The following is a 17851-nucleotide window of genomic DNA, read 5'->3' as shown; positions in this document are numbered from 1 at the left end:
AAAAACATGAATGACGTACTTGATGAAATTGACCGGGCGATCCTTACTTGCCTGACTCAGGATGCCAGAGTCTCGTTGAAGGTATTGAGCGCGCGGGTGGGGCTGACCTCGCCGAGCATCGCCGAGCGGGTGAAGCGCCTGGAGGAGCGGGGCGTGATTCAGGGCTATGGGGCGCGGGTGAATCTCGCCGCGCTGGGCTACAGCCTGCAGGCGCTGGTGCGGGTTCGGCCGCTGCCTGGTCTACTGCAGAAGGTGGATAAATATATCCAGGCGATGCCGGAGTGCATCGAAAGTGACAAAGTGACCGGAGAGGATTGTTTCGTGATGCGACTGGTGGTGCGTGATATTGCCCAGCTGGATACGCTACTGGACGGCCTGGCCGAATTTGCGCAGTGCAATACCTCGGTGGTGAAAAGTTCGCCGGTGAAGAGGCGACTGCCCCCGCTGTGAGTTTTCCCGGAGGCGGTGCGGCGCACCTGACCGGACTACCAGACGGCACACCTGTAGCCTCGCTAAGCGAAGCGCGAGCGAGGAGATAGCAGAACAGGTGGCTGACGAGAGTGCAACAGCGGTGGGGGAAGGATTACTCGGCGCTAAAGCGCCTCGCCCTTCGGGCCGTTGCCTGCGGCAACGTTCTCTCGCTACGCTCGAGTCGAACCTTAGTCGAAGCTTCTCATCCTTCCCCGTAGGGCAGAATATAAAGTATCGCAAGTGGAGTAAGCTGGGTAATACATGAAGGGATGGTGGTGGGGGAAGGATAACTCGGCGCTAAAGCGCCTCGCCCTTCGGGCCGTTGCCTTCGGCAACGTTCTCTCGCTACGCTCGAGTCGAACCTTAGTCAAAGCTTCTCATCCTTCCCCGTAGGGCAGAATATAGAGTATCGCAAGTGGAGTAAGCTGGGTAATACATGAAGGGATGGTGGTGGGGGAAGGATTCGAACCTTCGAAGTCGATGACGGCAGATTTACAGTCTGCTCCCTTTGGCCGCTCGGGAACCCCACCAGGGGTAAAATCACATTGTAGGCTATTCAGCACATTGAATGGTGGTGGGGGAAGGATTCGAACCTTCGAAGTCGATGACGGCAGATTTACAGTCTGCTCCCTTTGGCCGCTCGGGAACCCCACCACGGGGTAATGCTTAGTACTGGCCTGCTTCCTTCTCGGGAAGCGGGGCGCATCATACCAAATGATGCGCCCCTGTAAAGCATTCCTTTGACAAAAATAAACTGGTTGCCTGATTTTTACCCGTAACGCCGTAAAGCTAACCAATTCATTTCTCAGTCGATTAAAGAATAATCGTCCGGTTGCCGTAGACGAAGACGCGCTGCGCCAGTACCTGATACAGCGCCCGGCTCAATACGTTTTTTTCGACATCGCGCCCGGCACGCATCATATCTTCTGCGGTATAAGTATGATCGACGTGAATGACGTCCTGCATAATGATGGGGCCTTCGTCCAGATTATCATTCACGTAGTGGGCGGTGGCGCCGATGATCTTCACGCCACGCTCATAGGCCTGATGATACGGACGCGCGCCGATAAACGCCGGCAGGAACGAGTGGTGAATGTTAATGATCTTGTTCGGGAAACGGGCGACAAATTCCGGCGTAAGCACGCGCATATACTTGGCCAGCACCACGTAATCCGGCTCGTGGGCGGCAATCGCGTCGCCCATCTGTTTGTCGTGCTCTTCGCGGCTCAGCCCTTCATGGCTGACCAGTTCAAACGGGATGCCAAAACGTTCCACCAGCGGGCGCAGGGTGTCATGGTTACCAATAACCGCGGCAATATCGACATCCAGCCCGCCGTAATTGGCTTTCATCAGCAGATCGCCGAGGCAGTGGGCCTCTTTCGTCACCAGAATCACCACCCGGCGGCGGCCTGCCGGATTGAGTTCACGAATCGAGCCTTCCGGCAGGGCGCTGTCCAGATCGGCCAGCAGAATAGCGTCGTTGAAAATGCCTTCCAGTTCGGTGCGCATAAAGAAACGACCGGTACGGTGGTCAACAAATTCGTTGTTCTGCACAATGTTAAGTTCGTGCTTGTAGCAGATATTGGTGATACGCGCGATGAGGCCTTTCTGATCAGGGCAAATAGTGCGTAGTACTTTACGTTGTAATGAATGCATCGCGAGGAAAATCCTGTAGTGTTTGCAAGCGCTGCGGCAGCGTTACTGGCCGCAGCATTTTTTAAATTTTTTACCTGAACCGCAAGGGCAGGGGTCGTTACGGCCAATCAGCGGTCGTGTCCCGTCGATATAGTACCACTGTCCATTTTCTTTTAAGAATCTGGAACGTTCAATAATGGCGCCCGGGCGGTTATTGTCATTAAAGCGGGCGATAAAGCTGACAAAGCCTTCATTTGCGGCTCGTCCTTCATCGCTGGCGAACAGGGTTAAGCCCAGCCATTCTGTGTGGGCAAAGCCTTTCTCCAGTTCGGCGCGAAACTGCCGCGCCTGACAGGACGGATGCCAGGTTTTGATCAGATAGTCGGCATCTTTCATGACGAACGCGCTGTAACGGGAGCGCATAAGCTGTGACGGGCCTGGCGCAAGCTCAGCGCCGGACAGATATCGCTGGCAACATGAGCTATACTCCAGTGCGCTGCCACAGGGGCATAATTGCGACAAAACTGCCTCCATGGAAGAATGAGTAACGGCGGTTCTACGCCAAAGGGCTTTATGTTAACTGAGCCGTGACAATGTTGCCACGCTCAGAGTGGAAGGATAGTTATCAGTACTAATGAGAAAGCTTAAAATTGGTCTGGCGTTAGGAGCGGGTGCCGCCCGCGGATGGTCGCATATTGGCGTCATCAACGCCCTCCAGCAGGCCGGCATTGAGATTGATATCGTGGCCGGTTGCTCTATCGGTTCGCTGGTAGGGGCGGCGTATGCCTGTAACCGGCTCCCGGCCCTTGAGTCCTGGGTCTGCTCTTTCAGCAACTGGGACGTTCTGAAACTGATGGACCTCTCCTGGCGCCGCGGTGGACTGTTGCGGGGTGAAAAGGTATTCAATCATTATCGCCGCATCATGCCCGTGACCGATATCGAACACTGCGAACGGCGATTTGCCGCCGTCGCGACAAATTTAAGCACTGGCAGGGAGCTGTGGTTTACCGAAGGCGATCTGCATTTAGCGATTCGAGCCTCCTGCAGTATGCCGGGGTTAATGTCGCCGGTAAGGCATAATGGTTACTGGCTGGTCGATGGCGCGGTGGTCAATCCGGTTCCCGTGTCGCTTACGCGGGCAATGGGGGCCGATATCGTGATTGCCGTGGATCTGCAACATGATGCCCACCTTATGCAGCAGGATTTATTCTCCCTCGAAGCGCCGCGGCGGGAAGCCGAAGCGAAGGAGGGGCCATGGCATACTCGTCTGCGCGCACGCTTGACGCAAATGAGTTCCCGCCGGACGGCCGTGACGCCGACGGCGATGGAGATCATGACCACTTCTATCCAGGTCCTGGAGAATCGTCTTAAACGCAATCGTATGGCGGGTGACCCGCCGGATATCCTGTTGCAACCGTACTGTCCACAAGTCTCGACGCTTGATTTCCATCGCGCCGGCGAGGCGATTACCGCAGGGCAGCTGGCGGTAGAAAAGAAAATGGATGAATTATTACCCTTAGTGCGTACCGCGATTTGACGCACGAGTACCTGACTTAAGCAAATTCTGACAGGCGATAGTGAGAATAGCGTGCCACTATTGAATTATCGTCAGCCAGGGGAGATATCATGACGCAGCCATTGGCGGGAAAACAGATTCTGATAGTTGAAGACGAACCCGTTTTCCGCTCACTCTTGCATGGATGGCTGACCTCGCTGGGAGCAACGACCTTCCAGGCAGAAGATGGCAAGGATGCCCTGCATAAAATGACGGAGGTGCATCCGGACCTGATGATTTGCGACATTTCGATGCCGAGAATGAACGGTCTGGAGCTGGTGGAGACGTTGCGTAATCGCGGCGAACAGCTACCGATCCTGATGATTTCCGCTACCGAAAACATGGCCGATATAGCCAAAGCGTTGCGGCTTGGCGTTCAGGACGTGTTGTTAAAGCCAGTAAAAGATTTCAATCGCCTGCGTGAAACCGTTTATGCGTGCCTCTATCCTGCGATGTTCAGTTCACGTGTGGAAGAGGAAGAGCGTCTATTTGAGGACTGGGACGCGCTGGTCAGTAATCCTACCGCCGCCTCACGATTACTGCAGGAATTACAGCCGCCGGTGCAACAGGAAATGTCGCACTGCCGCATTCATTATCGCCAGCTGGTGTCGGCGGATAAACCCGGTCTGGTACTCGATATCGCGCCGCTCTCGGACAATGATTTGGCCTTCTATTGTCTGGATGTCACACGAGCAGGAGATAATGGCGTACTGGCAGCTTTATTATTGCGCGCGTTGTTCAATGGCTTGTTACAGGAGCAACTGGCGCCTCAGGGACAACGGCTTCCAGAAATGGGGAGTCTGCTAAAACAGGTGAATCAGCTGCTGCGTCAGGCAAACCTTCCCGGTCAGTTTCCTTTGTTAGTGGGGTATTACCACAGCGGACTGAAAAATTTAATTCTGGTGTCGGCGGGGCTCAATGGCACGCTGAATACCGGTGAGCATCAAATTCAGATTAGTAATGGCGTTCCTTTGGGAACGTTGGGTGATGCTTACCTTAACCAAATTAGCCAGCGTTGTACCTCATGGCAGTGCCAAATTTGGGGGGCTGGAGGGCGTTTACGCTTAATGTTGTCTGCGGAATGAGCAATTACGGTTATATCTAAGCAGACGGGATTACCCGTTGCCCTTTACCGGTGGTAACATCGAGCAGTTTTATGCGTAAAAGTCCTAATTCGAGGCTATCGGAAGCTTTTCAGACCAGTGAATACGCGGTTGACTGATATACTCGACACGTTATTTGTAACGAGAAGTTTAAAAAACAAACAGTCCAGGAGATTTCAATGGCTGCCCTTAATTCTAAAGTCAGAAAAGCGGTTATCCCGGTTGCGGGATTAGGCACCAGGATGCTGCCGGCCACCAAAGCGATTCCAAAAGAAATGCTGCCGCTGGTAGATAAGCCGTTAATTCAGTACGTTGTTAATGAATGTATCGCTGCAGGAATTACTGAAATTGTTCTGGTAACGCACTCGTCCAAAAACTCTATCGAAAACCATTTCGATACCAGTTTTGAGCTGGAAGCGATGCTGGAAAAACGCGTAAAACGCCAGCTGCTGGAAGAAGTGCAGTCTATTTGCCCGCCGCACGTAACCATTATGCAAGTTCGTCAGGGCCTGGCGAAAGGTCTGGGGCACGCGGTACTTTGCGCCCATCCGGTAGTGGGTGATGAGCCGGTCGCGGTTATTCTGCCAGACGTTATTCTGGATGAATATGAATCCGATCTGAGCCGCGATAACCTCGCGGAGATGATTTCTCGTTTCGATGAGACCGGCGCCAGCCAGATTATGGTTGAGCCTGTCGAGGACGTGACCGCCTATGGCGTGGTTGACTGCAAAGGTGAGTCTCTGCAGCCGGGCGAAAGCGTACCGATGGTGGGTGTGGTAGAGAAGCCGAAAGCTGACGTCGCGCCGTCCAACCTGGCGGTGGTGGGGCGCTATGTCCTCAGCGCCGATATCTGGCCGCTGCTGGCGAAGACACCTCCGGGTGCCGGTGATGAAATTCAGTTGACTGACGCGATTGATATGCTGATCGAAAAAGAGACGGTCGAAGCTTATCATATGAAAGGCAAGAGCCATGACTGCGGTAATAAGCTTGGCTACATGCAGGCGTTCGTCGAATATGGTATTCGCCACAAAACGCTGGGTGACGATTTTAAAGCCTGGCTGGAAACCGCGGTTGCGAAGTAATCCGCAGCGCTGCTGAAAGCACAAAACCGGGAGTCGCAATGCGCTCCCGGTTTTTTATATCGGCCCTGGAGCAAAAAAAATCCCGCCGCAGCGGGATTTTTTATATCAAAACAACGGAGATTAGATCAGGAAATCGTCCAGTGATTTACCTTGCTCATCCATTGCTTTTTTGATCACCGCCGGGGTACGGCCCTGGCCGGTCCAGGTTTTGGTTTCGCCGTTTTCGTCGACATAGCTGTATTTAGCCGGACGTGCAGCACGCTTGGTTTTGGTACCGGCTTTAACGGCTGCCATGGTGCTCAGCAGTTCATTCGGATCAATACCGTCAGCAATCAGCATTTCACGGTATTGCTGCAGCTTACGCGTACGTTCTTCAATTTCTGCTGCGGCGGCGTTTTCTTCTTCACGGCGCTCGTTAACAACGACTTCTAATTTTTCCAGCATTTCTTCGAGCGTTTCCAGGGTGCATTCTCTTGCCTGCGCACGAAGAGTACGGATGTTGTTCAAAATTTTAAGTGCTTCGCTCATTGTAGTAATCTCAAACTTATATTGTGGGGTGGTTTGTTGAACTAATAATAGAGCGATAAAATGCGTTGTGCAATAGGGGGGAATGTAAGGAATTCAAAATTACTGGTTATTTGTCGCGAGAATTAATTAATTTAAGTTAAAATTCCCGTGCCGCTTCACATCTTTCATCCTTATAGCGATGAGGAGAAGGTAAGCTAAAACCCTGAGACGGTATGCTTTTTCTGAGGTACGGTGAGAAAAATTATCCTTTACATGGGTAAATAACCCTCGTCAGTATTAGCGCATTTTTGGTTACGAGACTTAATATAAAACAACGTGCGGCCCAGCTTATAGCCCCATAGTTAACCGCCCTATAAGCACGAAAAGACAATGGTTACCCCGCCAGTAGCGTAACGGGGCGCACAAATAATGGCCCTGTAAATTCAATTCATCCTCTTAATCCTTTGGCTTTGCAGGCTCTTCGGCTGCGATACAATACCCCTGCTAAACGGGCGGCTGTACGCATAAAATATGGTATAATCGCCGCCGCGATAAAACACTTTGATTGGGGTCACGCAGCCGATGGCACAACTTTATTTCTACTACTCTGCAATGAATGCAGGTAAGTCGACCGCTCTGTTGCAATCTTCGTACAATTACCAGGAGCGGGGGATGCGTACCGTCGTTTATACCGCTGAGATTGATGACCGCTTTGGCGCCGGAAAAGTTAGCTCGCGTATCGGTCTCTCATCGCCGGCCCGTTTGTATAATCCACAGACGTCGCTATATAACGATATTGCCGCAGAGCACAAGTTAAAACCGATTCACTGCGTGCTGGTGGATGAAAGCCAGTTTCTGACGCGCGAGCAGGTTCATGAGCTGTCTGAAGTTGTCGATACGCTGGACATTCCGGTGCTTTGCTATGGCCTGCGGACAGACTTTCGCGGTGAGCTCTTCACCGGTAGCCAGTATTTGCTGGCCTGGTCAGATAAGCTGGTGGAGCTAAAAACCATCTGTTTCTGCGGACGAAAGGCTAGCATGGTGCTGCGCCTCGATCAGGAGGGGCGTCCTTATAATGAGGGCGAGCAGGTCGTCATCGGCGGTAATGAACGATACGTTTCAGTCTGTCGTAAGCATTATAAAGAAGCGCTGAGCGTCGGCTCGTTAACCCAGGTACAAAACCTGCACCGCCCCTGCTAATACGCGCAGAAGCTCGTCCAGGCGCCTGTAGGCGCCTTTTTTATTGCCTGCGCTCCGTTGGGTTAGCAGGGTTAAAGCATGGCTGACGGCAGGCAAAAAAAAGCCCCGTCAGATGACGGGGCTTGCAGAACGTTTATGCTTGTTGATTAAGCGGATTTTTTCGCTTTTTTCTCAGCTTTCACTGGTGCCGCTTCGGCTTTCGCGGCGGCTTCGCCTTCGACGAACTCGCGACCGTAGTAGGTATCCAGCAGGATCTGTTTCAGTTCGGAGATCAGCGGGTAGCGCGGGTTAGCGCCGGTGCACTGGTCATCGAATGCATCTTCAGACAGCTTATCAACGTGGGCCAGGAAGTCAGCTTCCTGAACGCCAGCTTCGCGGATAGATTTCGGAATACCCAGCTCAGCTTTCACGCTTTCCAGCCATGCCAGCAGTTTCTCGATTTTCGCTGCGGTGCGGTCGCCCGGTGCGGAGAGACCCAGGTGATCGGCGATTTCAGCGTAGCGACGACGAGCCTGCGGACGGTCGTACTGGCTGAACGCGGTCTGCTTGGTCGGGTTGTCATTCGCGTTGTAGCGGATAACGTTGCAGATCAGCAGGGCGTTGGCCAGACCGTGCGGGATATGGAACTGGGAACCCAGTTTGTGCGCCATGGAGTGGCACACGCCGAGGAAGGCGTTAGCAAACGCAATACCGGCGATGGTAGCGGCACTGTGTACGCGCTCGCGGGCAACCGGGTTCTTGGAACCTTCGTGGTAGGACGCCGGCAGGTACTCTTTCAGCAGCTTCAGCGCCTGCAGAGCCTGGCCGTCAGAGAACTCAGAAGCCAGAACGGAAACGTAAGCTTCCAGGGCGTGGGTTACTGCATCCAGACCACCGAACGCACACAGCGATTTCGGCATATCCATCACCAGGTTGGCATCGACGATGGCCATATCCGGGGTCAGCGCGTAGTCCGCCAGCGGATATTTCTGACCTGTCGCGTCGTCGGTCACAACGGCGAACGGCGTAACTTCAGAACCGGTACCGGAGGTGGTAGTGATCGCCACCATCTTGGCTTTAACTCCCATTTTCGGGAACTTGTAGATACGTTTACGGATATCCATAAAGCGCAGGGCCAGTTCTTCGAAGTGGGTTTCCGGATGTTCGTACATGACCCACATGATTTTCGCCGCATCCATCGGGGAACCGCCGCCCAGCGCGATGATCACGTCTGGTTTGAAGGAGTTCGCCAGTTCAGCACCTTTACGTACGATGGTCAGCGTCGGGTCAGCTTCAACTTCGAAGAAGACTTCAGTTTCCACACCCGCCGCTTTCAGTACGGAGGTGATCTGATCGGCATAACCGTTGTTGAACAGGAAGCGGTCAGTCACGATCAGCGCGCGTTTGTGACCATCAGTAATCACTTCATCCAGTGCGATAGGCAGGGAGCCACGACGGAAGTAGATAGATTTCGGAAGTTTGTGCCACAACATGTTTTCAGCTCGCTTAGCAACGGTTTTCTTGTTGATCAGGTGTTTCGGACCAACGTTTTCAGAGATGGAGTTACCACCCCAGGAACCACAACCCAGAGTCAGGGAAGGAGCGAGTTTGAAGTTGTACAGGTCACCGATACCACCCTGAGAAGCCGGGGTGTTGATCAGGATACGCGCCGTTTTCATCATCTGGCCGAAGTAAGCCACGCGAGCCGGCTGGTTATCCTGGTCGGTGTACAGGCAAGAGGTATGACCGATACCGCCCATGGCGACCAGTTTTTCTGCTTTGGTCACGGCGTCTTCGAAATCTTTCGCACGGTACATCGCCAGCGTCGGAGACAGTTTTTCGTGAGCAAACGGCTCGCTTTCGTCAACGTCGGTGACTTCGCCAATCAGGATTTTAGTCGTGGCCGGTACGGTGAAGCCTGCCAGTTCAGCGATTTTCGCTGCAGGCTGACCAACGATAGCGGCGTTCAGCGCGCCATTTTTCAGGATAATGTCCTGAACGGCTTTCAGCTCTTTACCCTGCAGCAGGTAGCCGCCGTGGCTGGCGAAACGTTCGCGAACCGCGTCATAAACGGAATCAACCACCACAACGGACTGCTCAGAAGCACAGATAACGCCGTTATCGAAGGTTTTAGACATCAGAACGGAAGCAACGGCGCGTTTGATGTCAGCCGTTTCATCAATGACCACCGGGGTGTTACCGGCACCTACGCCGATAGCAGGTTTACCGGAGCTGTATGCTGCTTTCACCATGCCTGGACCACCGGTTGCAAGGATCAGGTTGATATCCGGGTGGTGCATCAGGGCGTTAGACAGCTCAACAGACGGCTGATCGATCCAACCAATCAGGTCTTTCGGTGCGCCGGCAGCGATGGCAGCCTGCAGGACAATGTCAGCCGCTTTGTTAGTGGCTTCTTTAGCACGCGGGTGCGGAGAGAAAATGATGGCGTTACGCGTCTTCAGGCTGATGAGCGATTTGAAGATGGCTGTTGAAGTCGGGTTCGTGGTCGGAACGATACCGCAGATGATGCCGATAGGTTCAGCGATAGTGATGGTACCAAAAGTGTCGTCTTCTGACAGGACGCCACAGGTTTTTTCGTCTTTATAAGCGTTGTAGATGTATTCGGAAGCGAAGTGGTTTTTGATCACTTTGTCTTCAACGATGCCCATGCCGGATTCGGCAACGGCCATTTTGGCGAGAGGGATTCGAGCATCTGCAGCGGCCAGCGCGGCGGCGCGGAAGATTTTGTCGACTTGTTCTTGAGTGAAACTGGCATATTCACGCTGGGCTTTCTTGACACGCTCAACAAGCGCGTTCAGTTCAGCGATATTAGTAACAGCCATAATGCTCTCCTGATAATGTTAAACTTTTTTAGTAAATCAGTCGCTCGATTCGACATTATAGACAGGCTGTAAACAGCTTGCATGTAAATGTTTATGTAGGAAAATCAGGACGCTGTTTTACCGATTTACTAAAAAAGCTTTATCTTTTTAACTTTCAGGTACTGCTGCCTTCCACTCTGTTGGTGTCATCAAGATTACTCACTTCTGAGTACAAATTACGTGATTTAGATCAAGTATTGGCACTGCTGATACCTTTCAGCTGACTGCTTTTTGACCGGTTCGATCAAGTGTAATGGGAGGGTTTTGAAATTAAAAAAACGATTAGCATTAAAACTACAAATAGCTAACATTCGATACATATCACCGGGTTATGCATATTTATAATGAATATTGCATGCAAAAAGCGTATGTTTCGCGCAGTTATTTTATGCTGTTAACAGTCAACCGCCAATTTTGATGATGCTGCGGAGCCCATTGTGACTCAATCACTGTTCGATTTTTCTGCATATTTCAAGTTTTTCATCGGCTTATTTGCTCTGGTTAACCCGGTGGGCATTATTCCGGTGTTCATTAGTATGACCAGCTACCAACCGGCAGCAGTGCGCAATAAGACCAACCTGACCGCCAACCTGTCGGTGGCGATCATCCTCCTGACGTCATTGTTTCTCGGCGATGGCATTCTGCAGATTTTTGGTATCTCCATTGATTCGTTCCGTATCGCCGGCGGCATCCTAGTGGTGACCATCGCGATGTCGATGATCAGCGGTAAGCTCGGTGAAGATAAGCAGAACAAGCAGGAGAAGTCGGAGACGGCGGTGCGGGAGAGCATCGGCGTGGTTCCTCTCGCGCTACCGCTAATGGCCGGACCGGGGGCAATCAGTTCCACTATCGTGTGGGGTACGCGGTATCACTCCTGGGTGCACCTCGTCGGTTTTTCACTGGCGATTGCCGTCTTTGCCCTCTGCTGCTGGGGGATTTTCCGCATGGCGCCGTGGCTGGTGCGTCTGCTAGGGCAGACAGGGATCAACGTTATCACCCGTATTATGGGCCTGCTGCTGATGGCCCTTGGCATTGAGTTTATTGTGACGGGGATTAAAGCGCTCTTTCCGGGGCTGCTGAGTTAGCTGGTTGCCACGCAGGCGGGTAGGTTCCCTTCTCGCCTTCGCGATTATTAGCAAAACCTATTAGCCAGCGCGTAACCGGCGGTAAGAATAACATTTTGCGATATCGCTATTAATTCCATAATTTTCATTAATATATGAAATATTTCTCTTAACATTCCCCTCACGTCTCCCCATCCTGTGATGTTATTTTCTTCACATCATTCTCTGGTACTTGCTGTCGGATCATCGAAATGATATTAGTAATTTTAACAAGGCTGTAGATGAATGTGCTAAAAAGTAATCTATTGTTAAATTTTTGTACAAAAAATCATCTTGCGGTCGTTGATCAGTATGTTGGCTGGTGAAAGCATCATAACTAAATGATTAATAATGATATTTTTCTATCGGTGTTTTGTGGCAACCGCGAGTAACGCTGGCAAAGCCGGCAATAAAAGAGAATCCGGTAACATATTTGCAAATTGCATTGGCGGAGGTGTTTACCTTTTGGTACTTTCCGCCGTTATCGTCTGCTGAATTATGTGCGTAAATGAGAATCATTTTTAATGATCTCGCTATGCCGGAACTGCCCCCCAGCGAGGGGGAACGAATCGACGTTAAGACTGCCGTTCGAGCGGTCGTAATAAATAAGTCGGTGATAGCAATCTGCCAATCGCAAACACTCCTGCGCTGGACAGATCCCCTAAACGGGAAAAAAACAGGCTGGTTAAAAAACCAGTAATTATAATGACTGGAGTTACAACACAATGACCATCATCACTAAAAAACGTTTGATCGCCGCGGGAGTGCTATCCGCACTCATGGCCGGCAATATGGCTATGGCAGCGGATGTCCCGGCCGGTGTGCAGCTTTCGGATAAGCAAACGCTGGTGCGAAATAGCGGCGCCGAACCGCAATCGCTGGACCCGAATAAAATCGAAGGGGTGCCTGAGGCGAATATTAGCCGCGACCTGTTCGAAGGCTTGCTGAATACCTCGCCGAAAGATGGCCACCCGATCCCTGGCGTGGCAGAGAGCTGGGATAATAAAGATTTCAAAGTCTGGACTTTCCATCTGCGTAAAGATGCGAAATGGTCTAACGGCGAGCCGGTGACCGCCCAGGACTTCGTTTATAGCTGGCAGCGTCTGGTGGATCCGAAAACCGCGTCTCCTTATGCCAGCTATCCGCAGTATGGTCATATCGTGAACGTCGACGAAATCATTGACGGCAAGAAAGCTCCGAGCGAACTGGGCGTAAAAGCCATTGACGACCACACGCTGGAAGTCACCCTCAGCGAGCCAGTACCCTATTTTTATAAACTGCTGGTTAACCCGGCGATGTCTCCTGTCTACAAACCAGCGATTGAAAAATTTGGCGAGAAGTGGACGCAGCCTGGCAATATCGTCACCAACGGCGCGTACACCCTGAAAGACTGGGTGGTCAACGAACGTATCGTCATGGAGCGCAACCCACATTACTGGGATAATGCCAAAACCGTTATTAACACTGTCACCTGGCTGCCGACCTCTTCTGAAGTGACCTATGTTAACCGTTACCGCAGCGGTGAGCTGGATATGACCTATAACCAGCTGCCGATCGAGCTCTTCCAGAAACTGAAAAAAGAGATCCCGAACGAGCTGCACGTTGACCCGTATCTGTGTACTTATTACTACGAAATTAACAATCAGAAAGCACCGTTCACCGACGTGCGCGTACGTACCGCGCTGAAGCTGGGTCTGGACCGCGACATTATTGCCAATAAGGTAAAAGGACAGGGCGATCTGCCGGCCTACGGCTACACCCCGCCGTATACCGATGGCGCGAAACTGACCGAGCCGGAATGGTTTACCTGGTCGCAGGAAAAACGGAATGAAGAAGCGAAAAAACTGCTGGCCGAAGCCGGCTATAGCGCCGATAAACCGTTGACCTTCAACCTGCTCTATAACACCTCTGATTTGCACAAGAAGCTGGCGATTGCCGCCGCCTCGCTGTGGCGTAAAAACCTGGGCATTGACGTGAAGTTAGTCAACCAGGAGTGGAAAACGTTCCTCGATACCCGTCATCAGGGTACCTATGACGTGGCGCGTGCAGGCTGGTGCGCCGACTATAACGAGCCAACCTCATTCCTGAATACCATGCTTTCAGACAGCTCAATGAACACTGCGCACTATAAGAGCCCGGCGTTCGATAAGATTATGGCTGAATCCGTGAAAGCATCCGATGAAGCGCAGCGCACTGCAGCCTATGCGAAAGCAGAGCAGCAGCTGGACAAAGACAGCGCGATCGTACCGGTCTATTACTACGTTAACGCCCGCCTGGTGAAACCGTGGGTCGGTGGCTACACCGGTAAAGACCCGATGGATAACGTCTATACCAAAGACCTTTACGTTATCAAACATTAATGGCAATACGTGGAGCGGGCCTGTGCTCGCTCCATCGTGTCTTATTTGAGAGCAGTGCAAAGGCACACGCCAGAAGGTACGGGCAATGTTAAAATTTATCTTACGTCGCTGTCTGGAAGCGATTCCGACGCTATTCATTCTTATTACCATTTCATTCTTCATGATGCGTCTGGCTCCGGGAAGTCCTTTTACCGGGGAACGCACGCTACCGCCGGAAGTCATGGCGAATATTGAAGCAAAATACCATTTAAACGACCCCATCATGACGCAGTACTTCAATTACCTGAAGCAGCTGGCGCATGGCGATTTTGGTCCCTCCTTTAAATACAAAGATTATTCGGTCAACGATCTGGTGGCGGCCAGCTTCCCGGTTTCGGCGAAACTGGGCTTCGCTGCCTTTTTGCTGGCGGTAGTGATCGGCGTCGCTGCGGGCGTTATTGCCGCTTTGAAGCAGAATACCCGCTGGGACTATGCGGTGATGGGGGTAGCCATGACCGGCGTGGTTATTCCGAGCTTTGTGGTGGCGCCTCTGCTGGTGATGATCTTTGCTATTACCCTGCACTGGCTGCCGGGCGGCGGCTGGAACGGCGGGGCGTTGAAATTTATGATCCTGCCGATGGTGGCGCTTTCCCTGGCCTATATCGCCAGCATCGCGCGAATTACCCGCGGCTCAATGATTGAAGTGCTGCACTCTAACTTTATCCGCACCGCGCGGGCGAAGGGACTGCCGATGCGCCGCATTATTTTGCGCCATGCGCTGAAGCCGGCGCTGCTGCCGGTGCTCTCCTATATGGGGCCGGCTTTCGTGGGCATCATTACGGGCTCAATGGTCATTGAAACCATTTACGGCCTGCCGGGGATTGGCCAGCTGTTCGTTAACGGGGCGCTTAACCGCGACTACTCGCTGGTGCTCAGCCTGACGATCCTCGTGGGCGCCCTGACTATTCTGTTCAACGCCATCGTTGACGTGCTTTACGCCGTTATCGATCCGAAGATTCGCTACTGAAGCCGGAGTTCGCCATGATGTTAAGTAAGAAAAATAGCGAGGCGCTGGAAAACTTCAGTGAGAAGCTGGAAGTGGAGGGGCGTAGCCTCTGGCAGGATGCGCGTCGCCGTTTTATGCATAACCGCGCCGCGGTCACCAGCTTGATTATGCTGGTGCTCATTGCGCTGTTCGTGACCTTCGCGCCGATGGTGTCGTCATTCTCCTATTTCGATACCGACTGGGGCATGATGTCCAATGCCCCGGACATGGCCTCTGGCCACTACTTTGGGACCGACTCCTCCGGTCGCGATCTGCTGGTGCGCGTGGCGATCGGCGGGCGTATTTCGCTGATGGTTGGGGTGGCGGCGGCGCTGGTGGCGGTGATCCTCGGCACGCTGTACGGTTCGCTTTCCGGGTATCTCGGCGGCAAAGTGGATTCGGTGATGATGCGTCTGCTGGAGATCCTCAACTCCTTCCCGTTTATGTTCTTCGTTATCCTGCTGGTGACCTTTTTTGGTCAGAATATCCTGCTGATTTTTGTCGCTATCGGCATGGTCTCCTGGCTGGATATGGCCCGTATCGTACGCGGACAGACCTTGAGCCTGAAGCGCAAAGAGTTTATTGAGGCGGCGCAGGTCGGCGGTGTCTCCACAGCGAGCATCGTGCTGCGCCATATCGTTCCTAATGTGCTGGGCGTGGTGGTGGTGTACGCCTCGCTGCTGGTCCCCAGTATGATCCTCTTCGAATCTTTCCTCAGCTTCCTGGGGCTGGGGACGCAGGAGCCGCTCAGCAGCTGGGGGGCGTTGCTCAGCGATGGCGCCAACTCAATGGAGGTCTCGCCCTGGCTGTTGCTGTTCCCGGCGGGTTTCCTGGTGGTGACCCTGTTCTGTTTCAACTTTATCGGCGATGGTCTGCGTGATGCCCTCGACCCGAAAGACCGCTAAGGAGCGCTGCCATGACCATGATTGAAACGGCAAAAGCGCCGCAAGCGCAGAGTCACAGCGGCCTGCTGCTGGACGTGAAAGATCTTCGCGTCACCTTTAAAACGCCGGATGGCGATGTCACCGCCGTCAATGATCTGAACTTCACCCTCCAGGCGGGGGAGACGCTCGGTATTGTCGGGGAGTCCGGCTCCGGTAAATCGCAGACCGCCTTCGCCCTGATGGGGCTGCTGGCGGCCAACGGTCGCATCGGGGGTTCCGCCACCTTTAACGGTCGGCAAATCCTCAATTTGCCCGAGCGTGAGCTGAACAAACTGCGCGCCGAGCAAATCTCGATGATTTTCCAGGATCCGATGACCTCTCTGAACCCATATATGCGGGTGGGAGAGCAGTTAATGGAAGTCCTGATGCTGCATAAGGGGCTGAGCAAAGCCGAAGCATTTGAGGAGTCGGTCAAAATGCTCGACGCGGTGAAAATGCCGGAAGCGCGCAAGCGCATGAAGATGTTCCCGCACGAGTTCTCCGGCGGGATGCGCCAGCGCGTGATGATTGCCATGGCGCTACTGTGCCGGCCGCGGCTGCTGATTGCCGATGAGCCGACCACCGCCCTGGACGTCACTGTGCAGGCGCAGATCATGACGTTACTGAATGAGCTGAAACGCGAATTTAATACGGCCATCATTATGATCACCCATGACCTCGGAGTCGTGGCGGGGATCTGCGATAAAGTGCTGGTGATGTATGCGGGCCGCACCATGGAGTACGGTCAGGCGCGCGATGTCTTCTATCAGCCGTCGCACCCATACTCTATTGGGCTGTTGAATGCGGTTCCTCGTCTGGATGCCGAAGGCGATGCGTTGTTGACCATTCCGGGCAACCCGCCGAACCTGCTGCGTTTGCCGAAAGGCTGCCCATTCCAGCCGCGCTGTCCGCATGCAATGGAACAGTGCAGCAGCGCGCCGCCGCTGGAGTCTTTCGCGCCAGGCCGCCTGCGCGCCTGCTTTAAACCGGTGGGGGATCTGCTATGAACGCCGTAACTGAACAACGAAAAGTCCTGCTCGAAATTGCCGACCTGAAGGTGCATTTCGATATTAAAGATGGCAAACAGTGGTTCTGGCAGCCGTCGAAAACGCTGAAAGCCGTAGATGGCGTGACGCTGCGTCTCTATGAAGGCGAGACCCTCGGCGTGGTGGGGGAGTCAGGCTGCGGTAAATCGACTTTCGCCCGCGCCATCATTGGCCTGGTGAAGGCCACCGATGGCAAAGTGGCCTGGTTGGGTAAAGATCTGCTGGGCATGAAGCAGGAAGAGTGGCGCGACGTGCGCAGCGATATCCAGATGATCTTCCAGGATCCGCTGGCCTCGCTGAACCCGCGTATGACCATCGGAGAAATCATCGCTGAACCGCTGCGTACCTATCATCCGAAGATGCCGCGTCAGGAAGTGCGCGACCGCGTGAAGGCGATGATGATGAAGGTAGGATTGCTGCCGAACCTTATCAACCGCTATCCGCACGAGTTTTCCGGCGGCCAGTGCCAGCGTATCGGCATCGCCCGGGCGCTGATCCTCGAGCCGAAGCTGATTATCTGCGATGAGCCGGTGTCCGCACTTGACGTGTCCATCCAGGCCCAGGTGGTCAACCTGCTGCAGCAGCTGCAGCGTGAAATGGGACTGTCGCTGATATTTATCGCCCACGATCTGGCGGTAGTTAAGCACATCTCCGATCGCGTACTGGTGATGTATCTGGGCCATGCGGTGGAGCTGGGAACCTACGATGAGGTGTACCATAATCCGCTGCATCCCTATACCAAAGCGCTGATGTCGGCGGTGCCGATCCCCGATCCGGACCTCGAAAAAACGAAAACCATCCAACTGCTGGAGGGCGAATTACCCTCGCCGATTAATCCGCCTTCGGGCTGTGTCTTCCGCACCCGCTGTCCGCTCGCTGGACCGGAGTGCGCCAAAACCCGTCCGGTGCTGGAAGGCAGCTTCCGCCATGCGGTTTCCTGCCTTAAGGTAGACCCGTTATAATCTCAGGGGCTGACGCAGG

The 17851-nt window shown here is 53.3% G+C and carries 16 protein-coding genes, 2 tRNA genes and 2 other RNA genes; 12 read left to right on the top strand and 8 right to left on the bottom strand.

Annotated elements, in window-relative coordinates:
- Positions 1–6 precede the first annotated feature (6 nt).
- Positions 7–450, top strand: a complete 444-nt coding sequence (locus MKS11_RS12195; protein WP_004203179.1) for an Lrp/AsnC family transcriptional regulator — start codon at positions 7–9, stop codon at positions 448–450.
- A 116-nt stretch (positions 451–566) separates the two neighbouring features.
- On the opposite strand, the gene MKS11_RS12190 is transcribed toward MKS11_RS12195, so the two are convergent.
- From MKS11_RS12190 to MKS11_RS12165, 6 genes are all read right to left on the bottom strand, one after another.
- Positions 567–698: non-coding RNA, RtT sRNA (locus MKS11_RS12190), on the bottom strand.
- A 43-nt stretch (positions 699–741) separates the two neighbouring features.
- A non-coding RNA gene (locus MKS11_RS12185) (RtT sRNA) lies at positions 742–873 on the bottom strand.
- Positions 874–916: 43 nt separating this feature from the next.
- Positions 917–1001: transfer RNA gene (locus MKS11_RS12180), tRNA-Tyr, on the bottom strand.
- 39 nt (positions 1002–1040) lie between these two features.
- Positions 1041–1125 (bottom strand) — tRNA-Tyr (locus MKS11_RS12175).
- A 159-nt stretch (positions 1126–1284) separates the two neighbouring features.
- Positions 1285–2127 carry a formyltetrahydrofolate deformylase gene (gene purU / locus MKS11_RS12170; protein ID WP_004203178.1) on the bottom strand — a complete coding sequence of 281 codons (843 nt, stop codon included), beginning with the start codon at positions 2125–2127 and terminating at the stop codon, positions 1285–1287.
- A 42-nt stretch (positions 2128–2169) separates the two neighbouring features.
- Entirely contained in the window at positions 2170–2628 is a 459-nt protein-coding gene (locus MKS11_RS12165; RefSeq protein WP_017900770.1) for a YchJ family protein, read from the bottom strand.
- Between the two features lie 112 nt (positions 2629–2740).
- On the opposite strand from MKS11_RS12165, the gene rssA reads away from it, so the two are divergent.
- The 3 genes from rssA to galU all read left to right on the top strand — a co-directional run bounded on the left by rssA (position 2741) and on the right by galU (position 5846).
- Positions 2741–3643 (top strand): patatin-like phospholipase RssA, encoded by a 903-nt coding sequence (rssA, locus tag MKS11_RS12160; RefSeq protein WP_053810222.1) that lies wholly within the window; start codon positions 2741–2743, stop codon positions 3641–3643.
- Between the two features lie 89 nt (positions 3644–3732).
- Positions 3733–4746, top strand: a complete 1014-nt coding sequence (gene rssB / locus MKS11_RS12155) for a two-component system response regulator RssB (protein ID WP_087771276.1) — start codon at positions 3733–3735, stop codon at positions 4744–4746.
- Between the two features lie 197 nt (positions 4747–4943).
- Positions 4944–5846, top strand: coding sequence for a UTP--glucose-1-phosphate uridylyltransferase GalU (gene galU / locus MKS11_RS12150; RefSeq protein WP_048324758.1), 903 nt, complete (start codon positions 4944–4946; stop codon positions 5844–5846).
- A gap of 120 nt (positions 5847–5966) precedes the next feature.
- On the opposite strand, the gene hns is transcribed toward galU, so the two are convergent.
- A complete protein-coding gene (gene hns / locus MKS11_RS12145; protein ID WP_002910103.1) occupies positions 5967–6374 on the bottom strand; it encodes a histone-like nucleoid-structuring protein H-NS in 408 nt (135 codons plus the stop codon).
- Positions 6375–6935: 561 nt separating this feature from the next.
- Between hns and tdk the strand changes: the two genes are divergently transcribed.
- Complete coding sequence (gene tdk / locus MKS11_RS12140; RefSeq protein ID WP_025999297.1) at positions 6936–7553, top strand: thymidine kinase; 618 nt, start codon at positions 6936–6938, stop codon at positions 7551–7553.
- Between the two features lie 146 nt (positions 7554–7699).
- On the opposite strand, the gene adhE is transcribed toward tdk, so the two are convergent.
- Positions 7700–10375, bottom strand: coding sequence for a bifunctional acetaldehyde-CoA/alcohol dehydrogenase (gene adhE, locus MKS11_RS12135; RefSeq protein WP_004203165.1), 2676 nt, complete (start codon positions 10373–10375; stop codon positions 7700–7702).
- A 77-nt stretch (positions 10376–10452) separates the two neighbouring features.
- On the opposite strand from adhE, the gene MKS11_RS12130 reads away from it, so the two are divergent.
- The 7 genes from MKS11_RS12130 (at position 10453) to oppF (ending at position 17832) form a co-directional block, all read left to right on the top strand.
- On the top strand, positions 10453–10638 hold the full coding sequence (locus MKS11_RS12130) for a hypothetical protein (RefSeq protein WP_032425908.1): 186 nt from the start codon (positions 10453–10455) through the stop codon (positions 10636–10638).
- A gap of 213 nt (positions 10639–10851) precedes the next feature.
- Positions 10852–11499: a YchE family NAAT transporter gene (locus tag MKS11_RS12125; RefSeq protein ID WP_002910095.1), complete on the top strand. Its 648-nt coding sequence runs from the start codon at positions 10852–10854 to the stop codon at positions 11497–11499.
- A gap of 743 nt (positions 11500–12242) precedes the next feature.
- Positions 12243–13877 carry an oligopeptide ABC transporter substrate-binding protein OppA gene (gene oppA / locus MKS11_RS12120; protein WP_004203164.1) on the top strand — a complete coding sequence of 545 codons (1635 nt, stop codon included), beginning with the start codon at positions 12243–12245 and terminating at the stop codon, positions 13875–13877.
- Positions 13878–13962: 85 nt separating this feature from the next.
- Complete coding sequence (gene oppB / locus MKS11_RS12115; protein ID WP_002910089.1) at positions 13963–14883, top strand: oligopeptide ABC transporter permease OppB; 921 nt, start codon at positions 13963–13965, stop codon at positions 14881–14883.
- A gap of 14 nt (positions 14884–14897) precedes the next feature.
- Complete coding sequence (oppC, locus tag MKS11_RS12110; RefSeq protein ID WP_004145396.1) at positions 14898–15806, top strand: oligopeptide ABC transporter permease OppC; 909 nt, start codon at positions 14898–14900, stop codon at positions 15804–15806.
- A gap of 11 nt (positions 15807–15817) precedes the next feature.
- Complete coding sequence (locus MKS11_RS12105) at positions 15818–16831, top strand: ABC transporter ATP-binding protein (protein ID WP_004151853.1); 1014 nt, start codon at positions 15818–15820, stop codon at positions 16829–16831.
- The gene (gene oppF / locus MKS11_RS12100; RefSeq protein WP_002910083.1) at positions 16828–17832 is read left to right on the top strand and encodes a murein tripeptide/oligopeptide ABC transporter ATP-binding protein OppF; all 1005 of its coding nucleotides are present in this window, start codon (positions 16828–16830) and stop codon (positions 17830–17832) included. Before MKS11_RS12105 ends, oppF begins: the two co-directional genes overlap by 4 nt.
- Positions 17833–17851: the final 19 nt, after the last annotated feature.

Origin of the sequence: Klebsiella sp. K5-45 (genome assembly GCF_030128605.1) — a bacterium.
Classification (GTDB): Bacteria; Pseudomonadota; Gammaproteobacteria; order Enterobacterales; family Enterobacteriaceae; genus Klebsiella; species Klebsiella quasipneumoniae.
The sequence above is the reverse complement of the archived record's forward strand: the minus strand, read 5'-3'. Positions and strand labels throughout refer to the sequence as shown.

Excerpts from the sequence above, each read along its gene's own strand:
- MKS11_RS12195 (WP_004203179.1), top strand. The coding sequence starts at position 7 with ATGAATGACGTACTTGATGAAATTGACCGGGCGATCCTTACTTGCCTG.
- oppA (WP_004203164.1), top strand. The coding sequence starts at position 12,243 with ATGACCATCATCACTAAAAAACGTTTGATCGCCGCGGGAGTGCTATCC.
- purU (WP_004203178.1), bottom strand. The coding sequence starts at position 2,127 with ATGCATTCATTACAACGTAAAGTACTACGCACTATTTGCCCTGATCAG.
- adhE (WP_004203165.1), bottom strand. The coding sequence starts at position 10,375 with ATGGCTGTTACTAATATCGCTGAACTGAACGCGCTTGTTGAGCGTGTC.
- tdk (WP_025999297.1), top strand. The coding sequence starts at position 6,936 with ATGGCACAACTTTATTTCTACTACTCTGCAATGAATGCAGGTAAGTCG.
- MKS11_RS12105 (WP_004151853.1), top strand. The coding sequence starts at position 15,818 with ATGACCATGATTGAAACGGCAAAAGCGCCGCAAGCGCAGAGTCACAGC.
- oppF (WP_002910083.1), top strand. The coding sequence starts at position 16,828 with ATGAACGCCGTAACTGAACAACGAAAAGTCCTGCTCGAAATTGCCGAC.
- galU (WP_048324758.1), top strand. The coding sequence starts at position 4,944 with ATGGCTGCCCTTAATTCTAAAGTCAGAAAAGCGGTTATCCCGGTTGCG.
- rssA (WP_053810222.1), top strand. The coding sequence starts at position 2,741 with ATGAGAAAGCTTAAAATTGGTCTGGCGTTAGGAGCGGGTGCCGCCCGC.
- hns (WP_002910103.1), bottom strand. The coding sequence starts at position 6,374 with ATGAGCGAAGCACTTAAAATTTTGAACAACATCCGTACTCTTCGTGCG.
- oppB (WP_002910089.1), top strand. The coding sequence starts at position 13,963 with ATGTTAAAATTTATCTTACGTCGCTGTCTGGAAGCGATTCCGACGCTA.
- oppC (WP_004145396.1), top strand. The coding sequence starts at position 14,898 with ATGATGTTAAGTAAGAAAAATAGCGAGGCGCTGGAAAACTTCAGTGAG.
- rssB (WP_087771276.1), top strand. The coding sequence starts at position 3,733 with ATGACGCAGCCATTGGCGGGAAAACAGATTCTGATAGTTGAAGACGAA.